The 19,581-nt window shown below is 72.7% G+C and carries 23 protein-coding genes; 20 read left to right on the top strand and 3 right to left on the bottom strand.

From position 1 onward, the window contains the following. Nucleotides 1-177: 177 nt before the first annotated feature. Complete coding sequence (locus ACYVJE_RS16480; RefSeq protein ID WP_459158765.1) at nucleotides 178-276, bottom strand: putative leader peptide; 99 nt, start codon at nucleotides 274-276, stop codon at nucleotides 178-180. 66 nt (nucleotides 277-342) lie between these two features. Between ACYVJE_RS16480 and hemW the strand changes: the two genes are divergently transcribed. The 18 genes from hemW (at nucleotide 343) to ACYVJE_RS16390 (ending at nucleotide 15,930) form a co-directional block, all read left to right on the top strand. Continuing rightward, nucleotides 343-1,572 (top strand): radical SAM family heme chaperone HemW, encoded by a 1,230-nt coding sequence (gene hemW / locus ACYVJE_RS16475; protein WP_461145160.1) that lies wholly within the window; start codon nucleotides 343-345, stop codon nucleotides 1,570-1,572. Nucleotides 1,573-1,931: 359 nt separating this feature from the next. Beyond that, nucleotides 1,932-2,954 (top strand): heat-inducible transcriptional repressor HrcA, encoded by a 1,023-nt coding sequence (gene hrcA, locus ACYVJE_RS16470; protein ID WP_459158767.1) that lies wholly within the window; start codon nucleotides 1,932-1,934, stop codon nucleotides 2,952-2,954. 107 nt (nucleotides 2,955-3,061) lie between these two features. Then, a complete protein-coding gene (gene dnaJ / locus ACYVJE_RS16465; protein ID WP_459158768.1) occupies nucleotides 3,062-4,234 on the top strand; it encodes a molecular chaperone DnaJ in 1,173 nt (390 codons plus the stop codon). Nucleotides 4,235-4,237: 3 nt separating this feature from the next. Then, the gene (locus ACYVJE_RS16460) at nucleotides 4,238-4,978 is read left to right on the top strand and encodes a 16S rRNA (uracil(1498)-N(3))-methyltransferase (protein WP_461145159.1); all 741 of its coding nucleotides are present in this window, start codon (nucleotides 4,238-4,240) and stop codon (nucleotides 4,976-4,978) included. Nucleotides 4,979-5,493: 515 nt separating this feature from the next. After that, nucleotides 5,494-5,859: a histidine triad nucleotide-binding protein gene (locus tag ACYVJE_RS16455; protein WP_459158770.1), complete on the top strand. Its 366-nt coding sequence runs from the start codon at nucleotides 5,494-5,496 to the stop codon at nucleotides 5,857-5,859. A 245-nt stretch (nucleotides 5,860-6,104) separates the two neighbouring features. After that, complete coding sequence (locus tag ACYVJE_RS16450) at nucleotides 6,105-7,169, top strand: PhoH family protein (RefSeq protein WP_459158771.1); 1,065 nt, start codon at nucleotides 6,105-6,107, stop codon at nucleotides 7,167-7,169. Between the two features lie 5 nt (nucleotides 7,170-7,174). Then, on the top strand, nucleotides 7,175-7,729 hold the full coding sequence (gene ybeY / locus ACYVJE_RS16445; protein WP_461145158.1) for an rRNA maturation RNase YbeY: 555 nt from the start codon (nucleotides 7,175-7,177) through the stop codon (nucleotides 7,727-7,729). Nucleotides 7,730-7,797: 68 nt separating this feature from the next. Then, nucleotides 7,798-9,153, top strand: coding sequence for a hemolysin family protein (locus ACYVJE_RS16440; RefSeq protein ID WP_461145157.1), 1,356 nt, complete (start codon nucleotides 7,798-7,800; stop codon nucleotides 9,151-9,153). Further along, nucleotides 9,146-9,511 carry a cytidine deaminase gene (locus ACYVJE_RS16435; protein ID WP_459158774.1) on the top strand — a complete coding sequence of 122 codons (366 nt, stop codon included), beginning with the start codon at nucleotides 9,146-9,148 and terminating at the stop codon, nucleotides 9,509-9,511. Before ACYVJE_RS16440 ends, ACYVJE_RS16435 begins: the two co-directional genes overlap by 8 nt. A 100-nt stretch (nucleotides 9,512-9,611) precedes the next feature. Beyond that, nucleotides 9,612-10,541 (top strand): GTPase Era, encoded by a 930-nt coding sequence (era, locus tag ACYVJE_RS16430; protein ID WP_461145156.1) that lies wholly within the window; start codon nucleotides 9,612-9,614, stop codon nucleotides 10,539-10,541. 185 nt (nucleotides 10,542-10,726) lie between these two features. Continuing rightward, the gene (locus ACYVJE_RS16425; protein WP_461145155.1) at nucleotides 10,727-11,542 is read left to right on the top strand and encodes an RDD family protein; all 816 of its coding nucleotides are present in this window, start codon (nucleotides 10,727-10,729) and stop codon (nucleotides 11,540-11,542) included. 31 nt (nucleotides 11,543-11,573) lie between these two features. Beyond that, complete coding sequence (locus ACYVJE_RS16420) at nucleotides 11,574-11,975, top strand: DUF4190 domain-containing protein (RefSeq protein ID WP_461145154.1); 402 nt, start codon at nucleotides 11,574-11,576, stop codon at nucleotides 11,973-11,975. After that, nucleotides 11,972-12,385 carry a DUF2752 domain-containing protein gene (locus ACYVJE_RS16415; RefSeq protein WP_461145153.1) on the top strand — a complete coding sequence of 138 codons (414 nt, stop codon included), beginning with the start codon at nucleotides 11,972-11,974 and terminating at the stop codon, nucleotides 12,383-12,385. Before ACYVJE_RS16420 ends, ACYVJE_RS16415 begins: the two co-directional genes overlap by 4 nt. Before the next feature lie 129 nt (nucleotides 12,386-12,514). After that, on the top strand, nucleotides 12,515-12,970 hold the full coding sequence (locus tag ACYVJE_RS16410) for a DUF4190 domain-containing protein (protein WP_461145152.1): 456 nt from the start codon (nucleotides 12,515-12,517) through the stop codon (nucleotides 12,968-12,970). Nucleotides 12,971-13,224: 254 nt separating this feature from the next. Next, nucleotides 13,225-13,635 (top strand): DUF4190 domain-containing protein, encoded by a 411-nt coding sequence (locus ACYVJE_RS16405; RefSeq protein ID WP_461145151.1) that lies wholly within the window; start codon nucleotides 13,225-13,227, stop codon nucleotides 13,633-13,635. Between the two features lie 114 nt (nucleotides 13,636-13,749). Beyond that, a complete protein-coding gene (gene recO, locus ACYVJE_RS16400) occupies nucleotides 13,750-14,583 on the top strand; it encodes a DNA repair protein RecO (protein ID WP_461145150.1) in 834 nt (277 codons plus the stop codon). A 34-nt stretch (nucleotides 14,584-14,617) separates the two neighbouring features. Then, complete coding sequence (locus ACYVJE_RS16395) at nucleotides 14,618-15,499, top strand: isoprenyl transferase (protein ID WP_459158782.1); 882 nt, start codon at nucleotides 14,618-14,620, stop codon at nucleotides 15,497-15,499. Between the two features lie 5 nt (nucleotides 15,500-15,504). After that, nucleotides 15,505-15,930 carry a YbjN domain-containing protein gene (locus tag ACYVJE_RS16390; RefSeq protein ID WP_459159933.1) on the top strand — a complete coding sequence of 142 codons (426 nt, stop codon included), beginning with the start codon at nucleotides 15,505-15,507 and terminating at the stop codon, nucleotides 15,928-15,930. A gap of 136 nt (nucleotides 15,931-16,066) precedes the next feature. Here the strand turns inward: ACYVJE_RS16390 and ACYVJE_RS16385 are convergent, their stop codons facing one another. After that, a complete protein-coding gene (locus tag ACYVJE_RS16385; protein WP_461145149.1) occupies nucleotides 16,067-16,486 on the bottom strand; it encodes a Fur family transcriptional regulator in 420 nt (139 codons plus the stop codon). Further along, entirely contained in the window at nucleotides 16,483-16,932 is a 450-nt protein-coding gene (locus ACYVJE_RS16380; protein WP_461145258.1) for an ArsR/SmtB family transcription factor, read from the bottom strand. Before ACYVJE_RS16380 ends, ACYVJE_RS16385 begins: the two co-directional genes overlap by 4 nt. Nucleotides 16,933-17,398: 466 nt before the next feature. On the opposite strand from ACYVJE_RS16380, the gene ACYVJE_RS16375 reads away from it, so the two are divergent. Both ACYVJE_RS16375 and ACYVJE_RS16370 read left to right on the top strand, forming a co-directional pair. After that, nucleotides 17,399-18,784: a glycine--tRNA ligase gene (locus tag ACYVJE_RS16375; RefSeq protein ID WP_459158784.1), complete on the top strand. Its 1,386-nt coding sequence runs from the start codon at nucleotides 17,399-17,401 to the stop codon at nucleotides 18,782-18,784. Nucleotides 18,785-18,853: 69 nt separating this feature from the next. Then, complete coding sequence (locus ACYVJE_RS16370; RefSeq protein ID WP_459158785.1) at nucleotides 18,854-19,519, top strand: YdcF family protein; 666 nt, start codon at nucleotides 18,854-18,856, stop codon at nucleotides 19,517-19,519. Nucleotides 19,520-19,581 lie beyond the last annotated feature (62 nt).

Genomic DNA, 19,581 nt, shown 5'->3' with positions numbered 1-19,581 from the left:
GGGTTCGAGGAGACGCGACGGTGGCACGTGAGTGCGCTCACACGAAGTGGAGCCGCGGGCTCACGAGCGCCCGACGCCTCGTGGACAGGGACGAAAAAGACGTGGGCGATCACACGCGCGGGGTGGTCCCGGCACGTGGTGAACGAGGGCGGCGCGACTGCGCGCCTGCGACGCGGTTCACCGCCCCTGCTGCGAGGGGCACAGTGCGCTGGAGACCCGGCGCAAGTCGACGTAGCGGCGGGTGACCAGCAGCGTTCCGGTCCCGGTCATACCCATGCCGATCACCCTGCCATCCGCTCACCTGCCGGTCTAGCGGCATCCGCATGGTGAGACAGTGGGGGCGTGGCCAAGGAACCGCCGAACGCCGAACCCGCCCCCGAGGACGGTGCCCTCCCCGAAGCGGCGCTCGCCGAGCTGGGCGAGCACCCGTTCGGGGTGTACGTGCACGTGCCGTTCTGCGCCACCCGCTGCGGCTACTGCGACTTCAACACCTACACCGCCGAGGAGCTCGGCGACGGAGCCGGATTCGACAGCTGGCTCGAGGCCCTGCGCGCCGAGCTCGAGCTGGGCGCGCGGGTGGCCGCGAGCGCGGGGCGGCCGGTGCCGCGCGCGGAGACGGTCTTCGTCGGCGGCGGCACCCCCTCGCTGCTCGGGGCCGAGCGCCTCGGCGACGTCCTCGCCGCGGTGCGCGGCACCTTCGGGCTGGCCGAGGAGGCGGAGGTCACCACCGAGTCCAACCCGGAGTCGACCTCGCCGGAGTTCTTCGCCGGCATCCGCGAGCGCGGCTACACGCGCGTGTCGCTCGGCATGCAGTCCGCCGCCGAGCACGTCCTGCGCGTGCTCGACCGCAGGCACACGCCCGGGCGGGCCGTGCAGGCCGCGCGCGAGGCGCGCGCCGCCGGGTTCGACCACGTCAGCCTCGACCTGATCTACGGCACGCCGGGGGAGGGCGACGACGACCTGCGCGCCACCCTCGAAGCGGTGCTGTCGGCCGGGGTGGACCACGTCTCGGCGTACTCGCTCATCGTCGAGGACGGCACCGCCCTGGCCCGCCGGGTGCGCCGCGGCGAACTGCCCGCGCCCGACGAGGACGTGCTGGCCGACCGCTACGAGCTCATCGACGCGCGGCTGTCCGAGGCCGGGCTGGGCTGGTACGAGGTGTCCAACTGGGCCGCGGACGGGGCCGCGCGCTGCCGGCACAACCTCGGCTACTGGCACGGCGGCGACTGGTGGGGCGCCGGCCCCGGCGCGCACAGCCACATCGGCGGCGTGCGCTGGTGGAACGTCAAGCACCCGGCCCGGTACGCGCGCAGCTTGTCCCAGGGACTCTCGCCCGCCTCCGGGCGCGAGGTGCTCACCGGGGAGGACCGCCGCATCGAGCGCGTCATGCTCGCGCTGCGCACCAGCGACGGGCTGGACCCCGAGGTGCTCGACGACGAGGGGCTGCGGGAGGCCGAGGGGGCCGTCGCGGACGGCTTGCTGCGGCGCGACCGCTGGCAGGAGGGGCGCGCCGTGCTCACCGACCGCGGGCGGCTGCTGGCCGACGGGGTGGTGACCCGGCTGCTCGGGTGAGGCGTCCCCGCTCCGGGCCTCTTCCGGGGCGGAGGCGTCCCGGTCCTGCGGTGTTCCGCGCCACACCGCGCTGAAGCGGGGATTGCCCGCGGCGGGGCGCACCGGTGATCGTCGTTCGCACGTGCCCGGCCGTGGTGTTGCACCAGTAAACTGGGAGGGAGGCAGCAGCGGCGCCGAGCCTGCACCTGTGACCGGTACTGCACGTGCGTCCGGCACTGCGCCGCGTGCTGACCCGCCGCGGTGCGGCGCGCGGGCGCGTCGTGGTCCACGGGCCGCGCTCCCGGAGCCCCGGGGGAGAGGCCGTGGGCGTGCGTCCCGGCGATGCCGGGGCGCGGAGGTCGATGCCAGGGAGGTGGCGCATGAACACCGACGACCGCCGCTTCGAGGTGCTGCGGGCCATCGTCGCCGACTACGTCTCCAGCCAGGAGCCCATCGGTTCGAAGGCGCTCGTCGATCGCCACAGCCTCGGCGTGTCCAGCGCCACCGTCCGCAACGACATGGCCTCCCTCGAGGAGGACGGCTACATCGCCCAGCCGCACACCAGCGCCGGACGGGTGCCCACCGACAAGGGCTACCGCATGTTCGTCGACCGGCTGCACGAGGTGAAGCCGCTGACCGCCGCCGAGCGCCGCGCGATCTACACCTTCCTGGAAGGCGCGGTGGACCTCGACGACGTCATGCGGCGCAGCGTGCGCCTGCTGGCGCAGCTGACCCAGCAGGTCGCCGTGGTGCAGTACCCCACGTTGACGCGCTCCACGGTGCGGCACGTCGAGGTCGTCACCATCAGCCCCGCCCGGCTGATGCTCGTGCTCATCACCAACACCGGCCGGGTCGACCAGCGCATGGTGGACCTCGGCGACGTCGTCTCCGAGGACGACGTGGCGCGGCTGCGCACCGTGCTGAACAACGCGATGTCCGAGAAGCGGCTCGCCGACGCCTCCGCGGCGGTCGCCGACCTCCCCGAGAAGGGCCCGGACGAGCTGCGCCCGATCCTCGTGCGCGTGAGCAGCGTGCTCATCGAATCGCTGGTCGAGCACCCCGACGAGCGTATGGTCCTGGGCGGGACCTCCAACCTCACGCGCAACGTCGCGGACTTCTCCGACTCGCTGCGCCAGGTGCTCGAAGCGCTGGAGGAGCAGGTCGTGGTGCTCAAACTGCTCGCCGCCGCGCGCGACTCGCGTACGGTGCACGTGCGGATCGGGGCGGAGAACGAAGCGGAGGAGATGCAGACCACCTCGGTGGTGTCCACCGGGTACGGCGCGGATGGGACGGTGCTCGGTGGCCTGGGCGTGGTCGGCCCCACGCGCATGGACTACCCCGGGACGATGGCGGCGGTGCGTGCGGTCGCCACGTACGTGGGTGAGATCCTGCGGGGCCGGTGACGTTCCGGCGCGACGTGCCCGCCTGCGCACGAGCCGTCGGCGACAGCCGCGGCGTCGGTGCGACCGATACGTGAACCTGTTGATCGACCAGAGGAAGTACGGACAAGGTGGCCAGGGACTACTACGCGACCCTCGGAGTGTCCAAGGACGCGACCGCGGAGCAGATCAAACGTGCGTACCGCAAGCTCGCGCGGGAGCTGCACCCGGATGTCAACCCGGAGGAGGACGCGCAGGAGCGGTTCCGGGAAGTGACCACCGCTTACGAGGTGCTGTCCGACCCGCAGAAGCGCCAGGTCGTGGACATGGGCGGCGATCCCATGGACAGCGGCGGTGGTGCCGGGGGCGGAGGCGGCGATCCGTTCGCCGGCTTCGGCGGCCTCGGCGACATCATGGACGCCTTCTTCGGCGGCGGCATGGGCGGTGGCAGCCGCGGGCCCAAGAGCCGGGCGCAGCCCGGTTCCGACGCGCTGCTGCGCTTGGAGATGACCCTCGAGGAGTGCGCCAGCGGCATCGACCGGGACATCACCGTGGACACCGCGGTGCTGTGCGACACCTGCGACGGCGGCGGGTGCAAGGCCGGAACGGCCCCCTCCACCTGCGACAACTGCGGTGGGCGCGGCGAGATCCAGTCGGTGCAGCGCTCGTTCCTGGGGCAGGTCATGACCTCGCGGCCGTGCCCCGTCTGCCACGGCTTCGGCGAGGTCATCCCCGAACCGTGCCAGCAGTGCGGCGGTGAGGGCCGGATCCGCGCGCGGCGCACGATCACGGTCAAGATCCCCGGCGGCGTCGGCGACGGGATGCGCGTGCGGTTGGCCGGCGAGGGCGAGGTCGGCCCCGGCGGCGGTCCGGCGGGCGACCTGTTCGTCGAGGTCGAGGAGCAGCCGCACGAGCGGTTCACCCGCGACGGCGCTGACCTGCACTGCACGGTCGACGTGCCCATGACCGCAGCGGCGCTGGGCACCGTGCTCACGCTGCGCACCCTCGACGGCGAGGAAGAGGAGATCGCCGTCGAGGCCGGCACCCAGCCCGGGACCGAGCAGGTGTTCACCGGCCGCGGACTGCCGAAGCTGCGCTCCAACGGCAAGGTCAGCGGCCACGGCAACCTGCACGTGCACCTCAACGTCGAAGTGCCCATGAAGGTCGACGAGCAGCAGGCCGAGCTGCTGCGCCAGCTCGCCGCGCTGCGGGGGGAGGAGCAGCCGGAACCGACCGTCTCGGCCAACGGCAACGGGCACCGCAACGGGATCTTCTCCCGGTTCAAGTCGTTCGGGAACCGCTGAGCCGTGCCGGAGGGGCTGCCGGTCTTCCACGTCGACGAGCTCCCCGGCGGCGCGCGCACCACGCTGGACGGTCCGGAGGGCAAGCACGCCGCGACCGTCCGGCGCCTGCGCGCGGGGGAGCACCTCCTGCTCACCGACGGGCGCGGCGGAATGGCGCGGTGCGCGGTCACCGAGGTCGGCAAGGACGAGCTCGCGCTCGAGGTGATCGGCAGCTGGCACGTGCCGCGGCCGCGGCTGCGGGTGCGGCTGGCCCAGGCCCTCGTCAAGGGCGACCGCAGCCAGCTGCCCGTCGAGGTCGCCACCGAAGCGGGTGCGGACGCCGTCGTGCCGTGGCGGGCCGCGCGGTGCGTGGCGAAGTGGGACGACGGACCGCGCGGTGCGAAGGCGCTGGCCAAGTGGCGGGAAACGGTGCGCGAGTCGGCCAAGCAGGCGCGGCGCGCGTGGACGCCCGAGGTCGCGGAACCGGTGAGCACGCGGGAGCTGACGCGGCTCGTCGGCGGAGCCGACGCCGCGCTCGTGCTGCACGAGACCGGCAGCACGGCGCTGCGCTCGGTGGAGCTGCCCGGCTCCGGGGAAGTGCTGCTGATCGTCGGCCCGGAGGGCGGGATCGCCCCCGAGGAGGTCGAGCAGCTGACCGCGGCCGGAGCGCGCTCGGTCCGGCTCGGGCCGAGCGTGCTGCGCGCCTCCACCGCGCCGGCCGTGGCCCTGGGAGCGCTCGGCGCGCTCACCGAGCGGTGGTGCTGATCACACCGCCCGATCGGTTGTGCCCGCGCGGCGGAATGGGATCGAGATCAAGTTTCGGTCGCGGCCGTGGCGTCACCCGTACGAGGGGCGATAGCGTCGGGGCCGAACGGGTTGCCGATCGGACCCTTCCACCCGCCGGACGCCTCCCCCTCGGTCCGGCGGGAGCCGTGCCGCAGGTGGATGACCCCCAGATCCATTCCTGCGGCACGGCGTCGAAAACAGTGGTGGGTTCCGTTGCGCAAGGCCCCTGTGGCAGAACCTCCAGCACGTCTCTCGTTCCGGGTGCCCTCCTTGAGTAGTCCGCCTACGCAGCGTCGGACCTTCCTCACGAGAGACGCACTGGAGAACCTGCGGCTGGTGCGTTGCTTGCTGGGTGCTCGACGCTTCGCGTCGAAATGGTGGCTGCGGGCCGCGGCTTGTCGTGTCCGGCAGTGCGCTCTGGCTTTGACGACCCCCGCGGATCACGGGTGGTGGCGGCGCGCGGGGGCGGTGGGGGCCGGCGATAGCCTGCGGGCATGAGTGACACGGACTCGCTGTTCCAGCGGATCATCGACCGCGAAATCCCGGCCGACATCGTGCGGGAGAACGACCGGTTCATCGCCATCCGGGACATCAACCCGCAGGCGCCGACCCACGTGCTGGTCATCCCCAAGCGCCACCACCGCAACGCCGCCGAGCTCGCGGCCGCCGACCCCGGTCTGCTGGCCGAGCTGATCAGCACCGCCCACGCCATCGCCGAGGAGGACGGCATCGCCGAGTCCGGCTACCGGCTGCTGTTCAACACCAACGCCGACGCGGGCCAGACCATCTTCCACGTGCACCTGCACCTGCTCGGCGGGGAGGACCTCGGCGGGATGACCGGCGGGCCGATCAAGGGCTGACGCGGCCGGCCGCGCGGGTCCGCGGCTTCGAGCCGTCCGGCCGCTGCGCGGTTCGGTGAGCGCGTGCCCGGGACCGCGCGGCGGCCCGCGCCCGCCTCCGCGGGGCACGCGCGCCCGGGCGCGAATTGTCGAGTGTTCTACCATCGGTGGTGCAAGCCCCACCGGGCGGCGGGTCCGCTCGCGGGGTGCGCAGGAACTGTCCGTCGAGCAGCGCAGCGAGCGCAGAAAGCAGGACCCGAAACCACGTGGCCGGAATCCCCACCGGCGGCGCCGCCGCCCAGTCCGGAGAACAGCCGCGGAACTTCTCCGCGCAGTCGACAGTGACCATCCCGGACGAGGTCGTGCTGACCTTGCTCGGTTCGCGGGACGAGAACCTCCGCGCCGCGGAGGAGCTCCTCACGGCGGACGTGCACGTCCGCGGAAACGAAGTCACTCTTTCGGGTGAGTCGGCGGAGGTGGCCTTCGCCGAACGCGTCATCGCGGAACTCATCACCCTGGCGAGCAAGGGCACCGTCACCCCCGACGCCGTCCGCCGCAGCGTGTCGATGCTCTCCGAGGGCAACAACGAGTCGCCGGCCGAAGTGCTCAGCCTGGACATCCTCTCGCGGCGCGGCCGGACGATCCGCCCGAAGACGCTCAACCAGAAGCGCTACGTCGAGGCGATCGACCAGCACACCGTCGTGTTCGGCATCGGCCCGGCCGGTACCGGCAAGACCTACATGGCCATGGCCAAGGCGGTGCAGGCGCTGCGCGCGAAGGAGGTCAACCGGATCATCCTCACGCGCCCCGCGGTGGAAGCGGGCGAGCGGTTGGGCTACCTGCCCGGTTCGCTGTACGAGAAGATCGACCCGTACCTGCGTCCGCTGTACGACGCGCTGCACGACATGATCGACCCGGAGTCGGTGCCGCGCCTGACCCAGTCCGGAACCATCGAGATCGCCCCGCTGGCCTACATGCGCGGGCGCACGCTCAACGACGCGTTCATCATCCTCGACGAGGCGCAGAACACCACGCTGGAACAGATGAAGATGTTCCTCACCCGCCTCGGGTTCGGTTCGCAGATCGTGGTCACCGGCGACATCACGCAGATCGACCTGCCGGGCGGCCAGCGCAGCGGCCTGAAGGTGGTGCAGGACATCCTCGGCGATCTCTCCGACGTGCACTTCTCCCACCTCGACAGCCAGGACGTGGTGCGCCACCAGCTGGTGACCGACATCGTCGACGCCTACGACCGGTGGCAGGCAGCGGAAGAAGTGCAGCGGGACAACGAGGAGAACGGCCGCTCCGGCAACGGCCGGGGCCGGCGGTGACGCGGATGAGCATCGAATTCGCCAACGAGACGAGTGCGGACCTGCCCGGGGACTCGATCGTCTCCGTGGCCCGGTTCGCGCTGGACAAGATGAGCGTCAGCCAGCTCGCCGAGCTGTCCATCGTCATGGTCGAGCAGGACGTGATGGCGGACCTGCACGAGCGGTGGATGGACCTTCCCGGCCCCACCGACGTCATGGCGTTCCCCATGGACGAGTACGACACGACGCGCCGCCCGGACGCGACCGGTTCCGGCCCCGCGCTGCTCGGCGACATCGTGCTCTGCCCCGCCTTCGCCGAGGACCAGGCGAGCAAGGCCGGGCACGGGCTGTTCGACGAGCTGCACCTGCTCACCGTGCACGGCGTGCTGCACCTGCTCGGCTACGACCACGCCGAACCGGATGAGGAGCGGGAGATGTTCGGCCTGCAGAACCGCATCCTCGCCGACTACCGCGAGGAGCAGGAGACCGCGCGGCAGCAGGAGCAGCAGCGCAGCGCCGACGAGCGCCTGCTGGGGACCGTCGGCCTGGACGGCGGGCAGGACGAGCGCCCCCAGGGGTGAGCGGAGGAGGGCGGCCGGCAGCGGTGCGATGAGGGCAGTGGTGTTGCGACCTCCAGGGAACGGCGGCGATGTCCGGTAATACCGCGTTTCTCGGGTGGGCGGTGCTGCTGGTGCTCGCCGCCGGCCTGTTCGCGGCCTCGGAAGCGGCGATCACCGCCGCCTCCCGAGCGCGGGTGGACGAGCTCGTGCGCGAGGGGCGCAGCGGGGCGCGGCAGCTCTCCGCCGTGCTCGCCGACCGCCCGCGGCACGTCAACCTGCTGCTGCTGCTGCGCCTGGCCTGCGAGCTCGGCGCCACCGTGCTCGTCACCGTGCTCGCGCTGCGGCTGGCCGACTCGGACGCCTGGGCGGTCGTCGCCGCCGCGCTGATCATGCTGCTGGCCTCGTACGTGCTCGTCGGCGTGGGCCCGCGCACGATCGGCCGCCAGCACCCCTACGGCGTGGGCGCGAAGGTCGCCGGTCCCGTGCGTGCCGTGGCGCGCGTGCTCAACCCGCTCACCCGGCTGCTCATCCTCATCGGCAACCTCATCACCCCCGGCCGCGGGTTCCGCGAAGGGCCGTTCTCCACCGAGGTGGAGCTGCGCGAGCTCGTCGACATCGCCGGGGAGAGCGGTGTCGTCGCCGCCGGTGAGCGGAAGATGATCCACTCGGTGTTCGACCTCGGCGACACGCTCGCCCGGGAGGTCATGGTCCCGCGCACCGAGATCGTCTGGATCGAGCGCGGCAAGTCCGCGCGGCAGGCGCTCGCGCTGTGCCTGCGGTCCGGGTTCTCCCGGCTGCCCGTGATCGGCAGCAGCGTCGACGACGTCGTCGGCGTGGTCACGCTCAAGGACCTCACCCGCGCGGTGATGGAGCGTTCCGACCGCGACCGCACCCCGTCGGCGGGCGAGCTCATGCGCCCCGCCAGCTTCGTCCCCGACACCAAGCGGTTGGACGGGCTGCTGCACGAGATGCAGCGCTCGCGCAGCCACCTCGCCATCGCCGTCGACGAGTACGGGGGCACGGCGGGGCTGCTGACGATCGAGGACATCCTCGAGGAGATCGTCGGTGAGATCACCGACGAGTCGGACCGCGAGGAGCACCGCCCCGTCGAGGAGTTCCCCGACGGCACCGTGCGCGTCAGTTCCCGCCTGCCCGTGCAGGACCTGGCCGAGCTGTTCGGGGTGGAACTCGACGACGGCGACGTCGAAACGGTCGGCGGGCTGCTGGCGCAGCGGCTCGGACGCGTGCCGCTGCCCGGTGCGGAAACAGAGGTGGCCGGGCTGCGGCTGCGCGCCGAAGGCGGCAAGGACCACCGCGGCAGGATCCGGATCAACGCGCTGCTGGTGCGGCGCGTCGAACCGGTCGAGGACTCCGGGCGGGCGGGTGCCGAGCGGCCCGGGGACGGAGCCGACGCACAACAGGAAGGAAGCGATACACGTGGCTGAACGGGTGGAAACCGCTGCGCCGGCCGAGCTGGACGGCGAGGACGCCAAGATCGTGACCCTGGCCCGCTCGGCGCGGGCCCGGACCGGATCCGCGGAGGGCGCGGCCGTCCGCGACCTCGACGGGCGCACCTACGCGGCGTGCGCGGTCGAGCTGGACTCGCTGCGGCTGTCGGCGCTGCAGGCGGCCGTGGCCGCCGCCGTCTCCAGCGGTGCCCCGGGGCTGGAGGCGGCGGCCGTGGTGACCGACGCCACCGAGGTGGCCGCGGAATCCCTCGCCGCGGTCCGCGACCTCTCGGCCGAGGCACCCGTGCTGCGCGCCGACTCCCGCGGCGAGGTGCTGGGCGTCGTGCGCTCCTGAGGCGTTCCCGCGCGAGGGGCGTGCCGGTGCTCGGCGCGCCCCTCCGCGGCGGCCGGGACCGGGCGTGGTGGCGGGCGCGGCCGCTGGGCACAATGGGGCGGTGAGCAGCAACGAGTCCGAGACGCCCCAGCCCGCCGCCGAACACCGCTCCGGCTTCGCGTGCTTCGTCGGCCGCCCCAACGCGGGCAAGTCCACGCTGATGAACGCGCTCGTGGGCACGAAGGTGGCCATCACCTCCAGCAAGCCGCAGACCACGCGGCACGCGATCCGCGGCATCGTGCACCGGCCCGACGCGCAGTTGATCATCGTTGACACCCCCGGGCTGCACCGCCCGCGCACGCTGCTGGGGCAGCGGCTCAACGACCTCGTCCACGAGACCTGGCCCGAGGTCGACGTGATCGGGTTCTGCATGCCGGCCGACCAGGCCATCGGACCGGGCGACCGCTACATCGCCGAGCAGCTGCGCAAGGTCGCCGCGGAGACCCCCGTGGTGGGCATCGTCACCAAGACCGACGCGGCGACCCGCAAGCAGGTCGCCGACCAGCTGCTGGCGGTGCAGGAGCTGATGGGCTTCGCCGAGATCGTCCCGGTGTCGGCGCAGCAGTCGGTGCAGGTGGACCTGCTGTCGGACCTGCTCGTGCAGCAGCTGCCGGAGGGGCCGCAGCTGTACCCGGACGGCGAGCTCACCGACGAGCCGGAAACCACGGTCATGGCCGAGCTGATCCGGGAGGCCGCCCTCGAGGGCGTGCGCGACGAGCTGCCGCACTCGCTGGCGGTGACCATCGAGGAGATGCAGCCGCGCGAGGACCGGGACGACATGCTCGACGTGTACGCCACGATCTACGTGGAGCGGCAGAGCCAGAAGGCCATCGTCATCGGCCGCGGCGGCCAGCGCCTGCGCGAGGTCGGTTCCCAGGCGCGCCGGCACATCCGCCGGCTGCTCGGCAGCAAGATCTACCTGGACCTGCACGTCAAGGTGGCCAAGGAGTGGCAGCGCGACCCCAAGCAGCTGAACCGGCTGGGCTTTTGATCGACCCCGCGGCGGAAGCCCGCTTTTCCAGTGATCGCGCGCGGCGCCGTCGCTGCGGTGGAAGGCATTCCTCGGTGGAACGGCCCCTCGCGGGCCAGCGGTGTTGATAGGTTCTGCGGTCGGCTCGATCAGCGAATCGGGGCCGATGGTGAAATCCTGCAGTTCGACCCATTCGAGGACTCGTCGTGACATATCCCTACGGGCCGCCGTCCGGTCCGCAACCGCAACAGCCGTACGGCCAGCAGCCGGGCGGGTACGGCACGCCACCGCCGGGAATGCCTGCTCAGCCGCAACCGGGCTACGGTGCGCCGATGCCGGGCCAGCCCGCCCCGCCCCCGGGTGGCCAGCACCCGGGTGGCATGCACCCCGCCGGACAACTCGTGGAATGGGGAACGCGCGCGCTCGGCTACCTCGTGGACGGCGCGATGGTTCTCGGCGCGTACCTCGTTCTGCTCCTGCTGCAGTTCCTGGCCGTGATGGGGGCGAGCAGCGCGATGTCCCAGAGCGGCGTGATGGCCGTGTCGATCATCGGGGGGATCGTCATGTACGCCGCTCTCACCGGCTTCAGCCTCTGGAACCTGGCCTACCGGCGCGGGACGCGGGGCCAGACCGTGGGGCAGCAGGCCGTCAAGATCAAAACGGTGAACGAGGCCACGGGAACCCACCTGGGCTTCGGTCGTGCGCTCGGACGGCAGATCTGCCACATCCTGGACTCGGCGATCTGCGGTCTGCCGATCGGGTGGTTGTCGCCCCTCTGGGACGACAAGAACCAGACCTGGGCGGACAAGATCGTCAGCACCGTCGTCGTGCACGCGCCGCAGGGGCCGCAGGTTCCCCCGATGCCGGGCCAGCCCGGGCAGATGCCGGGCCAACCTGGTCAGATGCCGGGCCAGCCCGGTCAGCACGGCCCGATGCCGGGCCAGCCGGGTCCTCAACCGGGCATGCCGGGCCAGATGCCGGGTCAGCCCGGACCGCAGCAGGGCATGCCGCCGCAGTGGTGAACCCGGTGAACAGCGCAGCGGGGGGAGCCCGATGACGTCTCCGCGCGATCCGCACCAGCCGTACGCGTCGTCCGAGCACCCGCCGCCGGCGAACCCGGCACCACCGCCCCCGGGCGTGGGCATGCCCCCGGGAGCGCCGCCTCCGCCCCACTGCGTGCGCCGGAACAACGGGTTGGCCGTCGCCGGGTTGGTCGTCTCCCCGGTCGGTCTCATGACGATGTGCGGCGCGCTCCTGATCGGCCCCGCGGGGGCGATCCTCGCGCACGCGGGGCTGCGTCAGGTCAAACGTCGGCCGGACGCGCACGACGGCAGGGCGATCGCGCTGACCGGAATCATCATCGGATGGGCCAGCTTCGCGGTGTGGGTGCTGCTGGTGGGCCTCGGTACCAGTGCGATCGCGTGGTTGGTGCACGCGAACGGTGCGGCCGGGTGACCGCGCTCGCCGCTGCGCGTTTCCGCCGCACGGGCGCGCTCGTGGGGCTGGGCGGGGCGGGTGCCGCCCAGCTCGTCAGCGGTCCCATCACGTGGCCCTGCCCGTTCCGCCTGCTCACCGGATTCGACTGCCCCGGCTGTGGTGGCACGCGGATGCTCGCATCCCTGCTGCGCGGCGATGTGGCAGCCGCGCTGCAGCACAACGCCTTCCTCTTGCTCGTGGGCGCGCCCGCGGCGATTGCGGTGCTGGTCGGGCTCGCCCGGGTCGAGTCGGGACGAGCCGTGCGCGCCTGGCCGGCGGGACGGCTCGGTCGGGGGATCGGGCGGGGCCTGCTCGTAGCGCTCCTCCTGTGGACGCTGGCGCGCAACCTGCCCTTCGCACCGTTCACCGCGCTCTCCTCGGGCGGTTGAACGTGACGCGGCGGACCCGTGGAACGCGCCCGCCGCGATCAAGTGGTTGATATGTTCCGTCCTCGGCCCTGAGCGGCGCTTCGGGGCCGAGGACGCGATCGTGCAGTTCGACTCATTCGGGGACGTGTCGTGACGAATCCTTACGGGCCGCCGTCCGGTCCGCAGCCGCAGCAGCCCCGCGGTCAGCAGCCCGGCTGGTACGGGACGCCGGAGATGCCGCCCCAGCAACCGGGCTACGGTGCGCCGGTGCCGGGCCAGCCCGTGCCGTACCCGGGCGGGCAGCCCGGACCCGGTGGTTACGGCATGCGCAAGACCAACGGGTTGGCGGTCGCCAGCATGGTGGTCTCCCTCGTCAGCATCGTGACGTTGTACGGCGCGGTGCTCATCGGGCTCGTCGGGGCGATCCTCGGGCACGCCGCCCGGCGGCAGATCAACAACCAGCCGCAGTTCTACGAGGGCCAGGGCATGGCGTTGACGGGGATCATCATCGGATGGATCACCTGCGGCGGGTGGTTGCTCACGATCGGCTTCATCGTCCTGGCCTTCCTGGGGCTGGGGCTCGGCGCGAGCGGTTCGGCGTACTGACCCGTGCTCGCGGTCTCCGCTCATCCCGAAACGCTGCTGAGCGCGGGCGATCCGCGCTCCCTCCGCCCGCGGAGGACGAACGGGGGTGGGAGCGCGGCCACATCGTGACGCCCCCGGGGTTGCTCGCAGCCGTTCTGCTTTGGACAGTGGTGCGGAACCTGCCGTCCGCACCGTTCACCGTGCCCGCCCCCGAGGCCTGATCGTGCCGCTTCCGCCGGTGCGCAGCTCGGCGGGCGAGCGTCGAAGGACGCCCGATGACCTCTCCGTACCACGCGAACCACCGCTTCGCCTCGCAGCAGCTGCACCCGGACTCGGCCTACCGGCCCTCCGCGGCGCGCTCTCCGGGGCGGTCGTCCGTCGTGCGCCAGGACAGGGGGAAGGCGAACCGGCTGGCCACCGCGAGCCTCGCGGTGGCCGTGCTCGGCGCCCTCTCGCTGTACGGCGCGGTCGTGCTCGGCCCGATCGGCGCGATCCTCGGCCACGTGGGACTGCGGCGGGACAAGCACCACCGCGGTGGCCGCGGGAACAGCGCCCACGAGCACCGGGGCGTGGCGATCGCCGGCATCGCCCTCGGGTGGATCACCGCTGTGCTGGCGCTCTCGCACGGGCTGCAGAGCGGCGATCTGCTCGATCTGCTGGCGCGCGCGGGCTCCCTCGTCGCCTGACCACCGGTCGCGCACCACCCCGCCGCGCGCACCACTGCCGCGGGGCGGCGCGGTCGGGTTCACGCCGGGCGCCGCGGCCACCGGGCCGCCCGCGGCGGGTGCGATGATGGCGGTGTGAGTTTCTACCGGGACACCGGGGTCGTGCTGCGCGTGCAGAAGCTCGGCGAGGCCGACCGCATCGTCACCCTGCTCACCCGCCGCCACGGCAAGGTGCGCGCGGTGGCCAAGGGCGTGCGCCGCACGAACTCGCGCTTCGGAGCCCGGGTGGAACCGTTCGGCCACGTCGACGTGCAGTTCCACACGGGGCGCACCCTCGACGTCATCACGCAGGTGCAGACCCTCGACGCGTTCGGCATGCGCATCGTGTCCGACTACCAGCGCTACACCACGGGCTGCGCGGTGCTGGAAACCGTGGACAGGTTGGCGGCGGAGGAGGGCGAACCCGTGCTGCGGCTGTACCTGCTGGCCGTCGGCGCGCTGCGCGCCCTCGCCGAGAGCCGGCGCGCGCCGTCGCTGGTGCTGGACGCGTTCGTGCTGCGCGCCATGGCCTTCGCCGGGTGGGCCCCGGCGGTGGACGAGTGCGCCCGCTGCGGTCTGCCCGGGCCGCACGCCGCGTTCCACGTGGCCGCGGGAGGAACGGTCTGCCCCACCTGCCGCCCCGCGGGGTCGGTGCACCCGTCCGAGCGCACCGCACCGCTCATGGCGGCACTGCTGCACGGCGACTGGGACACCGCCGAGGCGGCGGCCCCGCCCGTGCGCCGGGAGGCCAGCGGCCTCGTCGCCGCGCACCTGCAGTGGCACATGGAGCGGCAGCTGCGCTCGCTGCCGCTGGTGGAGCGCACCGCGCCCGAGTACATCCGCCAGCGGGCGACCCCGTTCGACGAGGAGCCCGCCGAGAGCGCCGGAGCGGACCGGTGGGCACCCGGTCGAGCGCCCTCGGGACAATGAGGCGGTCCCCTCAGCAGGTCGAAGGAGCACATCCATGCTGCGACGCCGTGGGCAGGGCAGGGACGAGGCGCAGGTGCGTCCCCCCGAACCCCATGAGAGCGGCGCCCGGCCGCCGGAACTGCCGCAGGAGCTCGTCCCCAACCACGTCGCCGTGGTCATGGATGGCAACGGGCGCTGGGCCAACTTGCGCGGGCTGCCGCGTGTCGAAGGGCACAAGCGCGGCGAGGCCGTGGTGCTCGAACTGGCCAAGGGCGCGCTCGAACTCGGCGTGAAGTGGCTGTCGCTGTACGCCTTCTCCACCGAGAACTGGAAGCGCAGCCCCGAGGAGGTGCGGTTCCTGCTCGGGTTCAACCGCGACGTGATCCGCCGCCGCGTGGACGAGCTCGACGAGCTGGGCGTGCGGGTCCGCTGGTCCGGGCGCAAGCCCAAGCTGTGGCGCAGCGTCATCAACGAGCTGCAGTCGGCCGAGGAGCGCACGAAGGGCAACGACCGGCTCAACCTGACGATGTGCGTCAACTACGGCGGCCGCGCCGAGATCGGTGACGCCGCCCGGCAGATCGCGCAGCTGGCCGCCGAGGGCAGGATCAACCCGAACCGGGTGGACGAGCGCACCCTGGCCAAGCACCTGTACCAGCCGCGGATGCCGGACGTGGACCTGTTCATCCGCCCCTCGGGGGAGCAGCGCCTCTCGAACTTCCTGCTGTGGGAGTCGGCCTACTCCGAGTTCGTCTTCCAGGACACGCTGTTCCCCGACGTCGACCGCAGGCACCTGTGGCGCGCCTGCGAGCAGTACGCGCGCCGGGACCGGCGCTTCGGCGGGGCGATCGACCAGTCCGCCGAGCAGGACGCCGGTGATCAGGACGCCGCCGAGCAGGACCCCTCCACCGGGGACGGCCAGCAGGAGGTCCCGTCGTGACCGGCATGCCCGAGGACGTGGCGAGCGCCGCGGACGCGGCGGTGACCGCGCGGCTGCTCGCGTCGGCGCGCGAGGCCCTGGAGGCCTTCGTCGAGGTGCACGTCGACGACGACGGCACGCTGACCTTCCAGCACGCCGACGTGCCCTGCGTGGTGCAGGCGATGCGGCTGACCGAGGGGCTGACCGTGCTGAGCCTGACCTGCGTCGTCGCCTGGGACGTGCCCGGTGGGGAGGAACTCGGCCGCGCGGTGGCCGAGCGCGCCGGCCGCGGCCTGTTCGGCACCCTCGGCACCGTGCCGAACGAGCGGGGCGTGGACGTGACCCTGCGCTACGCGTTCCCGGCTGCGGGGATGGACCCGTCCGCGCTGGGCACGCTGCTCATGCTCGTGGTGTCCACGGCCTCGCAGGTGCGGGACGAGCTCCTGCGGTAGGGCGCGGGCCCGCCGGTGCCGCGCCCGCGCGGCTGCTCGACGTCGAGCAGCCGGAGCGGTCGAGCAGCCGGAGCGGGAGCCGTGCCGGAGGTCCTGCTGCGGAAGTCCGTGCGCGCGGTGCTCCGGCGAAGCCCGATCAGGACTGCGCGCAGCCCGAGCAGGTGCCGATGATCTCCACGGTGTGGCTGACGTCGGTGAACCCGTGCTCCTGGCCGATCCGCTCGGCCCAGTTCTCCACCGGCGGGTCGGAGACCTCGATGGTGCGGCCGCAGTGCCGGCACACCAGGTGGTGGTGGTGCTGGTTGGAGCAGCGGCGGTACACCGCCTCGCCGCTGGCCGCGCGCAGCACGTCGATCTCGCCGGCGTCGGCCAGGCTCTGCAGCGTGCGGTACACCGTGGTCAGGCCGATGCCCTCGCCGCGGTTGCGCAGCTGTTCGTGCAGCTCCTGCGCCGAGCGGAACTCGTCGACCTCGTCGAGCAGCTTCGACACCGCCGCGCGCTGCCTGGTGGCCCGCAGGCCGGGGACTCCGGCCGTGGAACGCTCGTCGATGGTCAACCCGTCTCCGTCTCCCGTCCGCTGCTGGGTTCTGCGATGTCCGTGCGCGCCTCGGCCGCGCGCCGCTCGCCCCGGGCGCCGGCGACCTCCTCGGCGTGCGTGGCGGCGTCGACGACGATGTGCGCCAGGTGCTCGTCCACCAGCCGGTATACCACCTCGCGGCCGTGCCGCTCCCCGCGCACGACCCCCGCCGACTTCAGCACGCGCAGGTGCTGGCTGATCAGCGGTTGCGCCACGCCGAGCGCGTCGACGAGGTCGTGCACGCAGCTCTCCGCGTGGCGCAGCTGCAGCACGATCGCGATCCGCACCGGTGCGGCCAGCGCGCGCAGCAGGTCCCCCGCCTCGGTCAGCGTGTCCGGCGACCAGCGGGGGGCGGGCGCCGGGCGCTCCGAATCCGGGCGGTGGTCGTCGTGCTGCGCCGCCGCGTCCACCGCCGCCGCGCCCAGGGCGGCGGTGTCCAGGTCCGCGCTCTCCAGGGACGCCCCGGAGGCGGTGTGCTGGCAGACGGAGTCGTCCCGCAGCGGACCCGTTCCGCGCGGCGCCGTCGACCGGGCCGCATCGGCCGGGTGGTGCGGTTCCGCCGGGGAGTTCGAGTTCAGGGCGGGCATGGCATCCTTTCCGAGACGTGCCGCGCGCCGCGGCAACGCGGGTGCGCGCCGCGGTGTCCATGGTACGGACCGGCCGGCTGCTGCCGGAGCGCATCACGAACACCGTGCGGCACGTGCACAACACCGTAAAGGCCCGCGGCGGAGGCGGCGGGTGGCCGCGCGGCGCCCGCCCGGCCACCCCGGCCCGCGGATCCGCGGGCCCGGTTCGCGCGCACCGGGCCGCCGCGGCCACCGGCCCGTCCGCTGCCCGGGCGGACCTGGAACAATGGAACCGTCGTAGTCAGCCGAGATTTCCGGAGTGAACGTGCCCGCCGATCAGATCGACACGATCGTCAATCTTTGCAAGCGCCGCGGATTCGTCTACCCGTCTGGCGAGATCTACGGCGGTACCAGGTCGGCCTGGGACTACGGTCCGCTCGGCGTCGAGCTCAAGGACAACATCAAGCGGCAGTGGTGGAAGGCGATGGTGCAGGGCCGCGAGGACGTCGTCGGCCTGGACTCCTCGGTGATCCTGCCGCGCAAGGTCTGGGAGGCCTCCGGCCACGTCGGCGCGTTCCACGACCCGCTGGTGGAGTGCCAGAACTGCCACCACCGGTTCCGCGCCGACCAGCTCGCCGAGGAGTACGTCGAGCGCACCGGCAAGGAGGCCAGCGAGGAGGACCTCTCGCAGGTTCCCTGCCCGGACTGCGGGAACCGCGGCCAGTACACCGAGCCGCGCGAGTTCAACATGATGCTCAAGACCTACCTCGGTCCGGTGGAGAGCGAGGAAGGGCTGCACTACCTGCGCCCGGAGACCGCGCAGGGCATCTTCATCAACTTCGCCAACGTGATGACCACCGCGCGGAAGAAGCCGCCGTTCGGCATCGGCCAGATCGGCAAGTCCTTCCGCAACGAGATCACCCCGGGCAACTTCATCTTCCGCACCCGCGAGTTCGAGCAGATGGAGATGGAGTTCTTCGTCGAGCCGGGCGAGGACGCCGACTGGCACCAGTACTGGATCGACGAGCGCACCCGGTGGTACACGGACCTGGGCATCGACCCGGACAACCTGCGCCACTACGAGCACCCGCAGGACAAGCTCTCGCACTACGCCAAGCGCACCGTCGACATCGAGTACCGGTTCGCCTTCGCCGGCAACGAGTGGGGCGAGCTCGAGGGCATCGCCAACCGCACGGACTTCGACCTGGGCACGCACTCGAACCACTCGGGCGTGGACCTGTCCTACTACGACCAGGCGACCGACTCGCGCTACCGGCCGTACGTGATCGAACCCGCGGCCGGCGTGGGCCGCCCGATGATGGCGTTCCTGACCGACGCCTACCGCGAGGACGAGGCGCTGAACGCCAAGGGCGGCGTGGACCGGCGCGTCGTGCTCAAGCTGGACCGCCGCCTGGCCCCGGTCAAGGCGGCCGTGCTGCCGCTGTCCCGCAACGCCGACCTCTCGCCGAAGGCCCGCGACCTGGCCAACCAGCTGCGCCGGAACTGGAACATCGACTTCGACGATGCCGGGGCGATCGGGCGCCGGTACCGTCGGCACGACGAGGTGGGCACCCCCTTCTGCGTGACCGTGGACTTCGACTCGCTGTCCGACCACGCCGTGACCGTGCGGGAGCGCGACACCATGCAGCAGGAGCGGGTCGCCATGGACAAGCTGGAGGAGTACCTGGCGGCCCGCCTCGTCGGTTGCTGAGGAGCGCGCCGCGATCCGCCGTGCGGCGGGCCGCGGAGGCGCGCGACGTGAATCTGTGAGGTTGCCAGCGTGAAGACCTCAGGTGGCGCCGGCCGCGGGCGGTTGTGGCGCGTCGTCCGCCGCGCCGTGGTCGGCAGCGTGCTCGTCGGACTGCTGCTCGTCGGCGGGACGGCCTACCACGTGTGGCACGTCGCGCGCGCCGACGACCGCCGGCCGGTGGACATCCTCGTGGTCCTCGGCGCGGCCCAGTACCACGGCGTGCCCTCGGACGTGCTGGAGTCCCGGCTCGACCAGGTGCTGGAGCTGTACCGGCAGGGCCTGGCGGGGCACGTGGTCACCGTCGGCGGGCGGCAGACCGGGGACGAGTACACCGAGGCCCAGGCGAGCAAGCGCTGGCTCGTCGAACGGGGGGTGCCCGCCGACCGGATCGTCGAGGTCGACGAGGGCAGCGACACGCTCGGCAGCATGGACGCGGTCACCGACCTGGCCGAGGAGCGCGGGTGGCGCACGGGCCTCATCGTCAGCGACCCGTGGCACTCGCTGCGGGCGCAGACGATGGCCCGGGACTTCGGGCTGCGCGCCTGGTCCTCGCCCACCCGCGGCGGGCCGACCGGGCAGACGGCCGAGGCGCGGACCAGCTACGTCGCCCGGGAGACCGCGGCGATGATCTACTACCGCCTCACCCACGCCCCGGCGGTGGTGGAGGGCAAGTCGCTCGGCATCACGCTGGGTTGAGCGGGGGCTGCTGAGGCGGGCCCGCTCGGCCGGGCCCGCCGGTGCGGTGTTCACCGCGCGGT

This window comes from Salinifilum aidingensis (genome assembly GCF_054782015.1).
The sequence above is the reverse complement of the archived record's forward strand: the minus strand, read 5'-3'. Positions and strand labels throughout refer to the sequence as shown.

Excerpts from the sequence above, each read along its gene's own strand:
- ACYVJE_RS16390 (WP_459159933.1), top strand. The coding sequence starts at position 15,505 with ATGCCCGAGGACGTGGCGAGCGCCGCGGACGCGGCGGTGACCGCGCGG.
- ACYVJE_RS16395 (WP_459158782.1), top strand. The coding sequence starts at position 14,618 with ATGCTGCGACGCCGTGGGCAGGGCAGGGACGAGGCGCAGGTGCGTCCC.
- ACYVJE_RS16420 (WP_461145154.1), top strand. The coding sequence starts at position 11,574 with ATGACGTCTCCGCGCGATCCGCACCAGCCGTACGCGTCGTCCGAGCAC.
- hrcA (WP_459158767.1), top strand. The coding sequence starts at position 1,932 with ATGAACACCGACGACCGCCGCTTCGAGGTGCTGCGGGCCATCGTCGCC.
- ACYVJE_RS16405 (WP_461145151.1), top strand. The coding sequence starts at position 13,225 with ATGACCTCTCCGTACCACGCGAACCACCGCTTCGCCTCGCAGCAGCTG.
- ybeY (WP_461145158.1), top strand. The coding sequence starts at position 7,175 with ATGAGCATCGAATTCGCCAACGAGACGAGTGCGGACCTGCCCGGGGAC.
- ACYVJE_RS16455 (WP_459158770.1), top strand. The coding sequence starts at position 5,494 with ATGAGTGACACGGACTCGCTGTTCCAGCGGATCATCGACCGCGAAATC.
- ACYVJE_RS16440 (WP_461145157.1), top strand. The coding sequence starts at position 7,798 with ATGTCCGGTAATACCGCGTTTCTCGGGTGGGCGGTGCTGCTGGTGCTC.
- ACYVJE_RS16480 (WP_459158765.1), bottom strand. The coding sequence starts at position 276 with ATGGGTATGACCGGGACCGGAACGCTGCTGGTCACCCGCCGCTACGTC.